General features: G+C 63.4%; 14 protein-coding genes and 6 tRNA genes. 19 read left to right on the top strand and 1 reads right to left on the bottom strand.

Annotated elements, in window-relative coordinates; genetic code table 11:
• The first annotated feature begins 37 nt into the window (after positions 1–37).
• The 18 genes from KT882_RS22075 (at position 38) to KT882_RS21990 (ending at position 10,975) form a co-directional block, all read left to right on the top strand.
• The gene (locus tag KT882_RS22075; RefSeq protein ID WP_161075445.1) at positions 38–277 is read left to right on the top strand and encodes a glutaredoxin family protein; all 240 of its coding nucleotides are present in this window, start codon (positions 38–40) and stop codon (positions 275–277) included.
• 151 nt (positions 278–428) lie between these two features.
• Positions 429–2,222 carry a translation elongation factor 4 gene (lepA, locus tag KT882_RS22070; protein WP_228893333.1) on the top strand — a complete coding sequence of 598 codons (1,794 nt, stop codon included), beginning with the start codon at positions 429–431 and terminating at the stop codon, positions 2,220–2,222.
• Positions 2,219–3,139 carry a signal peptidase I gene (gene lepB, locus KT882_RS22065; RefSeq protein WP_161075447.1) on the top strand — a complete coding sequence of 307 codons (921 nt, stop codon included), beginning with the start codon at positions 2,219–2,221 and terminating at the stop codon, positions 3,137–3,139. Before lepA ends, lepB begins: the two co-directional genes overlap by 4 nt.
• Positions 3,140–3,155: 16 nt before the next feature.
• Positions 3,156–3,548: a DUF4845 domain-containing protein gene (locus KT882_RS22060; RefSeq protein ID WP_161075448.1), complete on the top strand. Its 393-nt coding sequence runs from the start codon at positions 3,156–3,158 to the stop codon at positions 3,546–3,548.
• Between the two features lie 12 nt (positions 3,549–3,560).
• Entirely contained in the window at positions 3,561–4,394 is an 834-nt protein-coding gene (gene rnc, locus KT882_RS22055; RefSeq protein WP_228893332.1) for a ribonuclease III, read from the top strand.
• A 13-nt stretch (positions 4,395–4,407) separates the two neighbouring features.
• Positions 4,408–5,331, top strand: a complete 924-nt coding sequence (era, locus tag KT882_RS22050; RefSeq protein ID WP_161075449.1) for a GTPase Era — start codon at positions 4,408–4,410, stop codon at positions 5,329–5,331.
• A 13-nt stretch (positions 5,332–5,344) separates the two neighbouring features.
• Positions 5,345–6,121: a DNA repair protein RecO gene (gene recO / locus KT882_RS22045; RefSeq protein WP_228893331.1), complete on the top strand. Its 777-nt coding sequence runs from the start codon at positions 5,345–5,347 to the stop codon at positions 6,119–6,121.
• Positions 6,122–6,142: 21 nt separating this feature from the next.
• A complete protein-coding gene (gene pdxJ / locus KT882_RS22040) occupies positions 6,143–6,922 on the top strand; it encodes a pyridoxine 5'-phosphate synthase (RefSeq protein ID WP_228893330.1) in 780 nt (259 codons plus the stop codon).
• Positions 6,919–7,320 carry a holo-ACP synthase gene (gene acpS / locus KT882_RS22035; RefSeq protein ID WP_161075452.1) on the top strand — a complete coding sequence of 134 codons (402 nt, stop codon included), beginning with the start codon at positions 6,919–6,921 and terminating at the stop codon, positions 7,318–7,320. Before pdxJ ends, acpS begins: the two co-directional genes overlap by 4 nt.
• Before the next feature lie 4 nt (positions 7,321–7,324).
• Entirely contained in the window at positions 7,325–9,223 is a 1,899-nt protein-coding gene (uvrC, locus tag KT882_RS22030) for an excinuclease ABC subunit UvrC (protein WP_228893329.1), read from the top strand.
• 89 nt (positions 9,224–9,312) lie between these two features.
• The gene (gene pgsA, locus KT882_RS22025; protein WP_161075453.1) at positions 9,313–9,903 is read left to right on the top strand and encodes a CDP-diacylglycerol--glycerol-3-phosphate 3-phosphatidyltransferase; all 591 of its coding nucleotides are present in this window, start codon (positions 9,313–9,315) and stop codon (positions 9,901–9,903) included.
• A gap of 95 nt (positions 9,904–9,998) precedes the next feature.
• Positions 9,999–10,074 (top strand) — tRNA-Gly (locus tag KT882_RS22020).
• A gap of 43 nt (positions 10,075–10,117) precedes the next feature.
• Positions 10,118–10,193, top strand: a tRNA-Gly gene (locus KT882_RS22015).
• Positions 10,194–10,239: 46 nt separating this feature from the next.
• Positions 10,240–10,315: transfer RNA gene (locus tag KT882_RS22010), tRNA-Gly, on the top strand.
• Positions 10,316–10,345: 30 nt separating this feature from the next.
• Positions 10,346–10,421: transfer RNA gene (locus KT882_RS22005), tRNA-Gly, on the top strand.
• 26 nt (positions 10,422–10,447) lie between these two features.
• Positions 10,448–10,523: transfer RNA gene (locus KT882_RS22000), tRNA-Gly, on the top strand.
• 51 nt (positions 10,524–10,574) lie between these two features.
• Positions 10,575–10,648 (top strand) — tRNA-Cys (locus KT882_RS21995).
• A gap of 75 nt (positions 10,649–10,723) precedes the next feature.
• Complete coding sequence (locus KT882_RS21990) at positions 10,724–10,975, top strand: hypothetical protein (protein WP_228893328.1); 252 nt, start codon at positions 10,724–10,726, stop codon at positions 10,973–10,975.
• A 26-nt stretch (positions 10,976–11,001) separates the two neighbouring features.
• Here KT882_RS21990 and KT882_RS21985 read toward each other — a convergent pair whose 3' ends face one another.
• Positions 11,002–11,967 carry a LysR family transcriptional regulator gene (locus KT882_RS21985; RefSeq protein WP_228893327.1) on the bottom strand — a complete coding sequence of 322 codons (966 nt, stop codon included), beginning with the start codon at positions 11,965–11,967 and terminating at the stop codon, positions 11,002–11,004.
• Between the two features lie 100 nt (positions 11,968–12,067).
• On the opposite strand from KT882_RS21985, the gene speB reads away from it, so the two are divergent.
• Positions 12,068–13,009: an agmatinase gene (gene speB, locus KT882_RS21980; RefSeq protein ID WP_228893326.1), complete on the top strand. Its 942-nt coding sequence runs from the start codon at positions 12,068–12,070 to the stop codon at positions 13,007–13,009.
• Positions 13,010–13,025: the final 16 nt, after the last annotated feature.

The raw sequence follows: 13,025 nt of genomic DNA, 5'->3' as shown, positions 1-13,025 counted from the left end.
TGCGCAGCACGTAACCCGCCGGCTCCGCCCGAGACCGATGCACTTTACCCTCTACTCCCGCTCCTACTGCCACCTGTGCCAGGACATGCTGGACGCCCTCAACGCCCTGCAGACCCCCGAACGCCCCTTCACCGTCGAGGTCATCGATGTGGACGCCGACGAGGCCCTGGTGGCCCGTTTTGACGAGCTGGTGCCCGTCCTGTACGCCGATTTGAACCAGCCGGAACTGTGCCACTACTTCCTCGACGAAAGCGCGGTGAAAACCGCTTTGGCATAAAACCGGGCTTTCCCCTCTGAAATCCGGTAAAATGCCGGGTTTGGAAGCTCTTGTTTCCTTGCTGTGATAGTAATAAAAAGCGCTCGCCAGGGGCCATCGTCCCGCCTGGAGCGCTACTCGCCACGTCCCTACACGCTTTTAGATTTGTTTAATGAACAACATACGCAATTTCTCCATCATCGCCCACATCGACCACGGTAAATCGACCCTGGCCGACCGCATCATTCAATTGTGCGGCGGCTTGTCCGAGCGCGAGATGGAGTCGCAAGTGCTCGATTCGATGGATCTGGAGCGCGAGCGCGGCATCACCATCAAGGCCCAGACCGCAGCGCTGCAGTACAAGGCGCGCGACGGCAAAATCTACAACCTGAACCTGATCGACACCCCCGGCCACGTCGACTTCTCCTATGAAGTCAGCCGTTCCCTGTCGGCCTGCGAAGGCGCGCTGCTGGTGGTGGACGCCTCGCAAGGCGTGGAAGCCCAGACCGTGGCCAACTGCTACACCGCGCTCGACCTGGGCGTGGAAGTGGTGCCGGTGCTGAACAAGATCGACTTGCCGAACGCCGACCCGCCGAGCGCCATCGCCGAGATCGAAGACGTGATCGGCATCGAGGCGGGCGACGCGGTGCACTGTTCGGCCAAGACCGGCATGGGCGTGGACGACGTGCTCGAATCCATTATCGCCAAAGTGCCGCCGCCGAAAGGCGACCCGGACGCGCCGCTGCAGGCCCTGATCGTCGACTCCTGGTACGACGCCTACGTGGGCGTGGTGATGCTGGTGCGCGTGGTCAACGGCACGCTGAAGCCGAAGGACCGCATCAAGCTGATGGCCACCGACTCGCTGCAGCTGGTGGAGGACGTGGGCGTGTTCGCGCCGCGTTCGCTGTCGCTGCCGCAGCTGTCGGCCGGCCAGGTGGGCTTCATCATCGCCGGCATCAAGGAGCTGAAGGCCGCCAAAGTGGGCGACACCATCACCCTGGCCAACCGCCCGGCGCCCGCGCCGCTGCCCGGCTTCAAGGAAGTGCAGCCGCAGGTGTTCGCTGGCCTGTTCCCGGTGGAAGCCAACCAGTACGACGCCCTGCGCGACGCGCTGGAAAAACTGAAGCTGAACGACGCAGCGCTGATGTACGAGCCCGAAGTATCGCAGGCGCTGGGCTTCGGCTTCCGCTGCGGCTTCCTGGGCCTGCTGCACATGGAAATCGTGCAGGAGCGCCTGGAGCGCGAGTTCGACCAGGACCTGATCACCACCGCGCCCACCGTGGTGTACGAAGTGGTGATGCGCGATAACAGCATCGTCAAGGTGGACAACCCGTCTCGCATGCCGGAAACGACCAAGATCAACGAGATCCGCGAGCCCATCGTCACGGTCAACCTGTACATGCCGCAAGAGTACGTCGGCTCGGTGATCACGCTGTGCATCGGCAAGCGCGGCGTGCAGATGGACATGAGCTACCACGGCCGCCAGGTCAAGCTGGTGTACGAAATGCCGATGGGCGAGATTGTGCTGGACTTCTTCGACAAGCTGAAATCCACCTCGCGCGGCTACGCTTCCATGGACTACGAGTTCAAGGAATACCGCACCTCCGACGTGGTCAAGGTCGACATGCTGATCAACGGCGAGAAGGTCGACGCGCTGGCCATCATCGTCCACCGCTCGAACAGCGCCTACCGCGGCCGCCAGGTGGCCGCCAAGATGCGCGAACTGATACCGCGCCAGATGTTCGACGTGGCCATCCAGGCCGCCATCGGCGTGAACGTGATCTCGCGTGAAAACGTGAAGGCGCTGCGCAAGAACGTGCTGGCCAAGTGCTACGGCGGCGACATCAGCCGCAAGAAGAAGCTGCTGGAGAAGCAGAAAGCCGGTAAAAAACGCATGAAGCAGGTGGGCTCGGTGGAGATTCCACAAGAAGCATTCCTGGCAATCTTACAAGTGGACGATAAATGAACCTGCAAGCTGTGCTGAGCAATTTCGCCTTGATCCTGTTTATCCTGATGGTGGTAACGGGAGTGATCTGGTTTCTGGACGTGTTCTACCTGGCCAAGCAGCGCCGCGCCGCGGCGGACCGCGCGCTGGCCGAGTACGACGCCCGCACGGCCAAGCTGACCGCCGACGGCATCAAGGTCGACAACGCGGCCAACCGCGCCGGCATCGAAGCGGCGCAGCTGCGCCAGCCTACCTGGATCGAGTACTCGGGCAGTTTCTTCCCGGTGATCGCGCTGGTGTTCTTCCTGCGCTCCTTCCTGTACGAGCCGTTCAAGATCCCGTCCTCGTCCATGGTGCCGACCCTGCTGGTGGGCGACCTGATCCTGGTGAACAAGTTCACCTACGGCGTGCGCCTGCCCATCATTAACAAAAAAGTCATCGAGCTGAACGACCCTCAGCGCGGCGACGTGATGGTGTTCAAGTATCCGCGCGACATGAGCCAGGACTACATCAAACGGGTGATCGGCGTGCCGGGTGATAAAATCACCTATGAAAACAAGAAGTTGACGGTGAACGGCAAGGCCATCGCGTACGCGCCGCTGGACGACTACCTGAACGAGGACAGCCTGCAGTACTCCAAGCAGGCCAAGGAAAACCTGAGCGGCGTCGAGCACCGCATCATCGCCACCGAAGGCGCGCCGTCGGTGAACGTGCCGCAGGTGATGGATTTCCCGCACAGCGAAGCGTGCAGCTACCGTTCGGAAGGCTTTACCTGTGTAGTGCCAGCTGGCAACTACTTCATGATGGGCGACAACCGCGACAACAGCCTGGACAGCCGTTACTGGGGCTTTGTGCCGGACAAGAACATCGTTGGCAAGGCTTTCTTCGTATGGATGAACCTGAGCAATCCGCTCAAGCGCATCGGCAGCATTCAATAAACGACGAGGGGTAGAGATGCAAGGTTTGCAAAAACAACGCGGTATTTCGCTGGTCGGCCTGATCTTTGCCATCGCCGTGCTGGCGGGCATCGGCCTGCTGGCCATGCAGGTTGTGCCCACCTACTCGGAATACCGCGCCATCTCGGCCGCCATCGTCAAGGCCAAGGCCGCCGGCAGCACGCCGCAGCAGATCCAGGAATCGTTCAGCAAAAGCGCCGAAGTGGGCTACATCAGTTCCATCACCGCGCGCGACCTGGTCATCAGCCGCGAAGAGGGCGGCCTGGAAGTGAGCTTCGCTTACGACAAGAAAATCCCCCTGGTCGGACCGGCCAGCCTGTTGCTGGAATACGCCGGCACCACGTCGAAAACGGGCGGCGCGCCAGCGAAACCCGACGCCGACGGCAAATAAACACGAGAGTCTATGAATTTACAGTTATTGCAAACACGGTTGGGGTACACGTTCCAGGATGCTGGCCTGTTGCAGCAAGCCTTGACGCACCGCAGCCATAGCAGTTTGCATAACGAACGGCTGGAATTCCTGGGCGACTCCATCCTGAACTGCGTGGTGGCCTCGATTTTGTACGAGCGCTACAGCGGCATCGACGAGGGCGACCTGTCGCGCCTGCGCGCCAACCTGGTCAAGCAGCAGTCGCTGTACGAGATTGCGCAGAAGCTGGAGCTGTCCAACTTCCTGCGCCTGGGCGAAGGCGAACTGAAATCGGGCGGCTTCCGCCGTCCGTCCATCCTGGCCGACACCCTGGAAGCGCTGCTGGGCGCCATCTTCCTCGACACCAGCTTCGACGCCGCCGCCAAGGTGATACGCGCCTTCTACATCCCCATCCTGGACTCGGTCGACCCGCAGACGCTGGGCAAGGACGCCAAGACCCTGCTGCAGGAATTCCTGCAAGCCAAGAAGATCTCGCTGCCGCTGTACAATGTGGTAGCCACCCACGGCGCCGCGCACAGCCAGGAATTCGAAATTGAATGCCTGGTGCCCAAGCTGGGCATCCAGGTCTACGGCCGTGGCGGCAGCCGCCGCGCCGGCGAACAGGCGGCGGCCAAGCTGGCGCTGGAAGTGGCCGAGCAGGCGTTGCAGAAAACGCCGGCCGCCAGCCGCAAGCCGCGCCAGCGCGGCGCACAGCTGAAACTGGCCGGCATCGCCACCATCCAGGGCGACGCGGCGCAGGAGCAGAGTCACGAGCAGAACGGCCCCAAGGGCAAAGCCGCTGGCGATGGCAAGCTCGCCAAACATTGAACAAGGTAACACCATGAACACCCCAACCATTCCGGCCGCAGGCGCGGAAACGCCTGCCGGCTTCCGCTGCGGCTATATCGCCATTGTCGGCCGCCCCAACGTGGGCAAGTCCACGCTGATGAATATGCTCATCGGCGCCAAGGTCAGCATCACCTCGCGCAAGGCGCAAACCACGCGCCACCGCATCACCGGCATCCAGACCCTGGACGACGCGCAGTTCATCTACATCGACACGCCGGGCTTCCAGACCCGCCACTCGAACGCGCTGAACAAGACGCTGAACAAGACCGTCACCAACACGCTGGACTCGTCGGACGTGATCCTGTACGTGATCGAGGCCAACAACTTCGGCCCGGCCGACCAGCAAGTGCTGGACCTGCTGCCCAAGACCGTGCCGGTGATCCTGGTGATCAACAAAGCCGACCGCGCCAAGGACAAGGCCGTGCTGCTGCCGTTCGCGCAGCAGGTGGCCGCCAAGCACGACTTCGCGGCCGTGGTGCCGGTGTCGGCCAAGCTGCGCTTCCAGCTGGACGGCCTGCAGAACGAGATCAAGCGCCTGCTGCCGGAGAACGACCCGATCTTCGGGCCGGACGACATCACCGACCGCAGCGAGAAATTCCTGGCCTCGGAAATCGTGCGCGAAAAGCTGTTCCGCTTCGTGGGCGACGAGCTGCCTTACACCAGCACCGTGCTGATCGAGAAGTTCGAGCAGGAAGGCAATCTGCGCCGCATCTTCGCCGCCATCCTGGTCGAGCGCGACACGCACAAGTCCATGATCATCGGCAACAAGGGCGCGCGCCTGAAAGAGGTGTCCTCGCAAGCCCGCCTGGACATGGAAAAGCTGTTCGGCGGCCCCGTGTACCTGGAAATCTGGGTCAAAGTGAAGTCGGGCTGGGCCGACAACGAAGCCGGACTGCGCGCCTACGGCTACGAGTAATCCCATCAGCGCGATGTCCGACGCCGCCGTAGCTGAACCCGTCAAGCGTGCGCGCGCGCCGTCGCGCGAGCGCACGGTGGGCACCCGCGTGTCGGACCAGCCGGCCTTCGTGCTGCACAGCTATCCCTACAAAGAAACCAGCCTCATCATCGACATGCTGACGCGCGACTTCGGCCGCGTCGCCGTGATCGCCAAGGGCGCCAAGCGCCCGCACTCGCAGCTGCGTGGCGTGCTGCAAACCTTCCAGCCCCTGTCCGCCGGCTTCGTCGGCAAGAACGAACTGCGCACCCTGACCGGCGCCGAGTGGGTGGGCGGCATGCTGCCGCTCGAAAAGACCGCGCTGCTGTGCGGCTTCTACCTGAACGAGCTGCTGGTCAAGCTGCTCGCGCGCGACGACGCCCATCCCGCCCTGTTCGACCACTATGTCGCCACGCTGAACCAGCTGGCGCATAATGAGCCCGCGCCCATCGTGCTGCGCAAGTTCGAACGCGCGCTGCTGAAAGAAACCGGCGTGGCGGCGGACCTCACGCGCTGCACCGCCACCCGCACGCGCGTGCAAGCGGACGTGGTCTACGTAGTGGACCCCGAGCGCGGCCCGCGCCCTGAACGCGCGGACGACATCGCGCCGCGCGTGTCCGGCAAGACGCTGCTGGACATGGAGTGCGAAGATTACCAAGACGCCGCCACGCAGGCGCAAAGCAAACAACTGATGCGCTTTCTGCTCGCGCATCACCTGGGCGGCGCGCCGCTGAACACGCGCCAGATACTGATAGACTTATTGCAGCTTTAACCCTGCCGCTATAGAGAATATATGAGCTTCCTGTACCCGTCCGGCCCCGTCATCGACCTGGGCATCAACATCGACCACGTGGCCACGCTGCGCAACGCGCGCGGCACCACCTATCCGGACCCGATCCGCGCCGCGCTGCTGGCCGAGCAGGCCGGCGCCGACTGCATCACCCTGCACCTGCGCGAAGACCGCCGCCACATCAAGGACGCCGACGTCATCGCGCTGGCGCCGCAGCTGATCACGCGCATGAACCTGGAAGCGGCCGTCACCAAAGAGATGCTGGACTTCGCCTGCATGATCAAGCCGGCCGACGTGTGCCTGGTGCCCGAGAAGCGCACCGAAGTCACCACCGAAGGCGGCCTCGATGTGGTGGGCCACTTCAGCGACGTGCAGGCGGCGGTGAAGCAGCTGCAGGCCGAAGGCATACGCGTGTCCCTGTTCATCGACGCCGACGAGCAGCAGATCGCCGCCGCCGCCGAAGCCGGCGCGCCCGTGATTGAACTGCACACCGGCCGCTATGCCGACACCGAAGGCGCCGAGCAGGCCGCCGAACTGGAACGCATCAAGGCCGGCACGCTGTTCGGCGTGCAACGCGGCCTGAAGGTGAACGCGGGCCACGGCCTGCACTACACCAATGTGCAGGCCATCGCCGCCATTCCGGACATCGCGGAACTGAACATCGGCCACGCCGTCGTGGCCCACGCCGTCTTCGTCGGCTGGGAAAACGCCGTGCGCGAAATGAAGGCCATCATGACCTCGACGCGTGTCGCCGCGACGGCGGCACGGTTCAGCGCAAAATGATCTTCGGCATCGGCACCGACATCTGCCAGATCGGCCGCATCGCCGACGCGCTCGCGCGCAGCGAGCGCTTTGCCGACAAGGTGCTGGGGCCGGAGGAGCTGGAGATCTACCGCGCGCGCAAAGCCGTCAGCCCGGTGCGCGCGCAGCGCTTTGTGGCCACGCGCTTCGCCGCCAAGGAAGCCTTCGGCAAAGCCATCGGCACCGGCGTGGCCGCGCCCATGACCTTGCACAACGCGCAGCTGCTCAACGAAGGCAGCGGCAAGCCGGTGATGGTGTGCAGCGGCACGCTGGCCGAATACATGCAGCAGCACCGCCTGTTTTCGCACGTGACGGTGAGCGACGAGGTGGATTACGCCGTCGCCTTCGTGGTCGTGGAGCAGGCGCCAGAACAGAAGTAGAGCAATGACAGACGCAACGACGCCCGACAATTCCGTTACGCCCGATACGCCGCCCGCGCCCGCGCCCGATCCGCGCGAGCAGGTGCTGGCCACCGTCGCCAAGCTGCCCGGCCTGCCGGGCGTGTACCGCTATTTCGACGCCAACGACAACGTGCTCTACGTGGGCAAGGCGCGCGACCTGAAGAAGCGCGTGTCGAGCTACTTCCAGAAGAACCTGTCCAGCCCGCGCATCGCCATGATGGTCGAGCGCATCGCGCGCCTGGAAACCACCGTCACGCACAGCGAAGCCGAAGCGCTCATCCTTGAGAACAATCTGATCAAGGCCCTGCAGCCGCGCTTCAACATCCTGTTCCGCGACGACAAGTCCTATCCCTACCTGAAGATCACCGGCGACGCCGTGCCGCGCATGGTCTACTACCGTGGTTCGGTGGACAAGAAGAACCAGTATTTCGGCCCCTTCCCGAACTCGTGGGCGGTGAAGGAGTCCATGCAGATACTGCAGAAGGTCTTCCTGCTGCGCACCTGCGAGGACAGCGTGTACGCCAACCGCACGCGCCCCTGCCTGCTGCACCAGATCGGCCGCTGCAGCGCGCCCTGCGTGGACCTGATCGCGCCGGAAGACTACAAGGTGGACGTGGAAAACGCCGCGCGCTTCCTGCGCGGGCGCACCAGCGAAGTGATGGAAGACCTGGAGAAGAAGATGCACGGCTACGCGGCCGAGCTCAAATTCGAGCAGGCCGCCTCGGTGCGCAACCAGATCCAGTCGCTGGCCAAGGTGCTGCACCAGCAGAGCATGGAGACCACCGGCGACGCCGACGTGGACATCATCGCCGTGATCGTGCAGGGCGGCCGCGCCTGCGTCAACCTGGCCATGGTGCGCGGCGGGCGCCACCTGGGCGACCGCGCCTATTTCCCCAGCCACTTCGGCGACGCGGCGGCCATCGCCGAAGCGGCGCCGGAAGTGGAGGTGCTGAGCGCCTTCCTGGTGCAGCACTACACCGAGAAATTCATCCCCGGCACGCTGATACTGAATATCGAATACGACCAGCCGGAGCTGATGCTGGCGCTGCAGGAGCAGTGCGGCCACCGCATCAACCTGATCTTCCAGCCGCAGGGCCAGCGCCGGCAGTGGCTGGAACTGGCGCAGAAGGGCGCCGAGATCTCGCTGGCGCGGCTGCTGTCCGAGCAGGGCTCGCAGCAGGCGCGCACGCGCGCGCTGGCCGAAGCGCTCACGCTGGAGTCGGACGACCTGGACGCGCTGCGCGTGGAGTGCTTCGACATCTCGCACACCCAGGGCGAAGCCACGCAAGCATCCTGCGTGGTGTTCCACCACCACCAGATGCAGAACGGCGAATACCGCCGCTACAACATCAACGACATCACGCCGGGCGACGATTACGCCGCCATGCGCCAGGTGCTCATGCGCCGCTACGAGAAGGTGGCCAACGGCGACGGCGTGATGCCGGACGTGGTGCTGATCGACGGCGGCAAGGGCCAGGTCGAGATGGCGCGCCAGGTGTTCTCCGAGCTGGGGCTGGACATCAGCCTGATCGTCGGCGTGGCCAAGGGGGAAGGGCGGCGCGTGGGCCTGGAGACGCTGGTGTTCGTGGACGGGCGCGCGGCGCAGGAGCTGGGCAAGGAATCGGCCGCGCTGATGCTGGTGGCGCAGATCCGCGACGAGGCGCACCGCTTCGCCATCACCGGCATGCGCGCCAAGCGCGCCAAGACGCGCCAGACCTCGCGTCTGGAGGAAATCGAAGGCATAGGCGTGAAGCGGCGCCAGAAACTGCTGGCGCGCTTTGGCGGCCTGCGCGGCGTGGTCAACGCCAGTGTGGAGGATTTGATGTCGGTTGACGGCATTTCCAGCGCCTTGGCGGAAGAAATCTACAAACAGCTGCACTAAGGGCGTGCGTTCGCTGGTGCTAAGCACGGCGGCAAGGTAGACTAGCGGCGCGTTGATAAAAATTAACTAGCCTCAGAGCCGCAGTCACTATGCCTTTCAATATCCCGATTTTACTGACCTGGTTGCGCGTAGCGCTCATTCCGCTGGTGGTGGGCGTGTACTATCTGCCGCCCGCCTGGCTGCCGGTGAGCGACCGCAACCTGGGCGCCACGCTGGTGTTCATCGTGGCCGCCATCACCGACTGGTTCGACGGCTTCCTGGCCCGTCGCTGGAACCAGACCTCGGCCTTCGGCGCCTTCCTCGACCCCGTGGCCGACAAGCTGATGGTGGCCGGCGCCTTGCTGGTGCTGGTGCAGCTGGACCGCTGCAACGCCATCATCGCCTTCATCATCATCGGCCGCGAGATCACCATCTCGGCGCTGCGCGAGTGGATGGCGCAGATCGGCGCGTCCAAATCGGTGGCGGTGAACTCCATCGGCAAGATCAAGACCGCCGCTCAGATGACCGCCATTCCCATGCTGCTGTTCCACGACATCCTGTTCGGCGCAGTGGACACGCATTTCTGGGGCGAGAAGCTGCTGTGGGTGGCTGCCGTGCTGACGGTGTGGTCCATGCTGTACTACCTGCAGAAGGCCTGGCCGCTGATCAAGGAAAAGAGCGGCATGCTGGAATCGAAATAAATCATTTAGCTTTGCAAGTTTTCACTCTTGACAGTGCGCTCCCATGGTCTATAATGCTGGCCTGTTGTTGATAACAACGCGCAGCAAAAAGCGAAGCGGGAGTAGCTCAGTTGGTAGAGCGCAACCTTGCCAAGGTTGAGGTCGAGAGTTCGAGACTCTTCTCCCGCTCCAGTTTGCAGTGCGAGAATGTTTCTGCGATAATGCGGTTCCTAACGCGGGAGTAGCTCAGTTGGTAGAGCGCAACCTTGCCAAGGTTGAGGTCGAGAGTTCGAGACTCTTCTCCCGCTCCAGTCGGCAAACTGGGGTGTTTAGGGCAGCAAAAATGTAAGACTCCATGCGGGAGTAGCTCAGTTGGTAGAGCGCAACCTTGCCAAGGTTGAGGTCGAGAGTTCGAGACTCTTCTCCCGCTCCAGGTTTTACAAGATGGTATCAAAACTCCAATGCGGGAGTAGCTCAGTTGGTAGAGCGCAACCTTGCCAAGGTTGAGGTCGAGAGTTCGAGACTCTTCTCCCGCTCCACGGTTTTGTCAGTAATACACTCCAATGCGGGAGTAGCTCAGTTGGTAGAGCGCAACCTTGCCAAGGTTGAGGTCGAGAGTTCGAGACTCTTCTCCCGCTCCAGAATTCGAATGGCAGAGCTTAACCGGCTGCCGTTTCAGACAAGTCTTCCTCGGCGAGGTAGCAAAGCGGTTATGCAGCGGCCTGCAAAGCCGTCTAGGTCGGTTCGACTCCGATCCTCGCCTCCAGAATCAATGAAGAAATCGCCGCTAGCCGGCGATTTTTCATTTCCGGGTCGACTTTTCAACATAGTGAAAAAGACCATGGGACACGACGTCAAGAACATCAAAGAAGCCATCGCCCTCACGCTGCGCGTGTGGCGCGCCGCATCCGCCTTCTTCCTCAGCATCGAGCTGTGGCTGATGGTGCTGGTCGCCGCAGCGACCGTCAGCGGGCTATTCCTGGCCTTCATGGGCAGCTCGCTCAGCATCCTCGCCTTCGGCTTCGCCATCACCTATGTCGGCACGCGCACCGTGCTGCACGCCAAGCGCATCCTGCACTGGCCTTTCATCTGAGTCGAATAGCGCCGGATTGGCTGCCGTCACAGCGTATTGCCGAGCGCGCGCAGCTCCGCCAACAGGCTTTGCACAAAGGGATTCATCGGGCCGCTGCGCCATACCAGGTCGATTCCCTGCTGATAGCTGAACAGGTCCGGCCGGATGGGGCGGTAGGCGACTGAACCCGACAGCATCGAAGCGAAGTGGTCGGGGAGGAAGCCGACGTAGTCGCCGCTGCTCACCAGCAAGGCCACCGCTTCCAGGCTGTCCGCCTTGGCCGCCCTGCGGAAGACGGCCGACGAGTTGAGTACGGGAAGGCTGTCCGTGTAGGGATCAACGACCAGGTCGAGTCCGGGCTGCTCGCCTGCGCCGATGTGCTGGTCGCAGCGGTGGTAGAGCGGGTGGTGGGCCGAGCAGTACAGGCTGCTCGTCTCCTGATACAGGGGCAGGTAGTCCAGTCCAGGCAGCCGCTCGGCCGACGCGACGATGCCCGCATCGAGCGCTGCGGCCATCACCTGGCGCTCGATATCGGCCGGCTTGCACACCGTTAGATTGATATGCACGCGCGGCGCCTTGGCGCGATAGCGCCGCAGCGCGGAAGGCAGGCGGAATTGTGGATCGGACAGCAAGGCGTCCATGACGCCAAGCTTCAGTTCTCCGACGGGATCGGCGCGCAGGGTGTTGACGTTCTCGCGGAAGGCGTTCAGCGCGCAAAACAATTCCTGTGCCGCCGTGTGCACCGCCGCGCCATGCGGCGTCAGCGAAAAGCCGGACCGCCCGCGGTTGCACAGCCGCACGCCCACTTTGTCCTCCAGGTCCTTGATGCAGCGGCTGACCGCCGACAAGTCGGCCACCAATTCGTTCGTCGCGGCCGAGAGCCCGCCGCACGCCACCACCACGCAGAACACCCTGAGCAGCCGGATATCCGCATCGGACACGCCGCCTATGAATTGCGACACCGCCTCCTCGTGCTTGCGGCTGGCCGCAACTGAACTTGCTGTGCTTGTCATTCCTGAAACTCCGTCGGAGGGCTAACATGATTTGGTGGCCTGCTGGCTACTTCTCAAAGTGTACCAAATATAGACCAATATCTTTACAAAAAAACAGCCCATGTCCAGCCACGACTTCGCCTACCTTAGCCAAGCCACTTTTTTGCACTGTCCGCAGCTGGGTTATGCGCCCGCCATGCCCTTCGGCATTGCCGGCATCCCCTACGACGGCGCGGTCACCAACCGCCCCGGCGCCCGCTTCGGTCCGCAGGCAATCCGGTCGGCGTCGCGCATGCTGTGCGACGCCATCCACCCGCACTTCGACACCTCGCCGCTCGGCTGGCTGGCCGACGCCGGCGACCTGGCCTTGCCCAACACCAGCCTGGGCGAAATGCGGGCGGCCTTGATGCCGCATCTGCATGAAATGGTCCAATCGCGGCACATGGTATGGCTAGGTGGAGACCACTCGGTCACGTTGCCGATTTTGCGCGCGCTGCGCGAACGGCATGGCGTGCCCTTGGCGGTGCTCCACTTCGATGCGCACTGCGACACCTGGACCAGCCACTTCGGCGAACCGTCCGGACACGGCACCTGGATGGCCGAGGCGATACAGGAGAACCTGGTGCGCGCCGACGCCACGGTGCAGATCGGCATCCGCTCGGCCGGCGAGCGCAGCGCGCGCGCGTATGTTGCCGACCAGGGGGGCAGGGTATGGACCGCGCGCGAACTGCGCGGACTGGACAACACCGCCCGGCTGGCGCCGCTGCTGGACGACGTCCGGGCGCGCATGGCGCGCGCCGGCAACCCGCCGGCTTACCTGACGCTCGATATCGACTGCCTGGACCCCGCTTTTGCGCCGGGCACCGGCACGCCCGAAGCCGGCGGACTGAGCACGTCCCAGGTCATGACCATTATCGAAGAGCTTGCCGGCCTGAACTGGGTGGGCATGGACTGCGTGGAGGTTGCGCCTGCCTATGACCATGCCGAATTGACCAGCATCGCCGCCGCCACGCTGATTCACACCTATCTGTGCGGCCAGATCCACCGCCGCCAGTCCGCATAACCCCACCTGAGAGCAT

This window comes from Pseudoduganella aquatica, from assembly GCF_020865585.1.
Taxonomy (GTDB): Bacteria; Pseudomonadota; Gammaproteobacteria; order Burkholderiales; family Burkholderiaceae_D; genus Rugamonas; species Rugamonas aquatica_A.
This window is presented reverse-complemented; position numbering and strand designations above follow the sequence as displayed.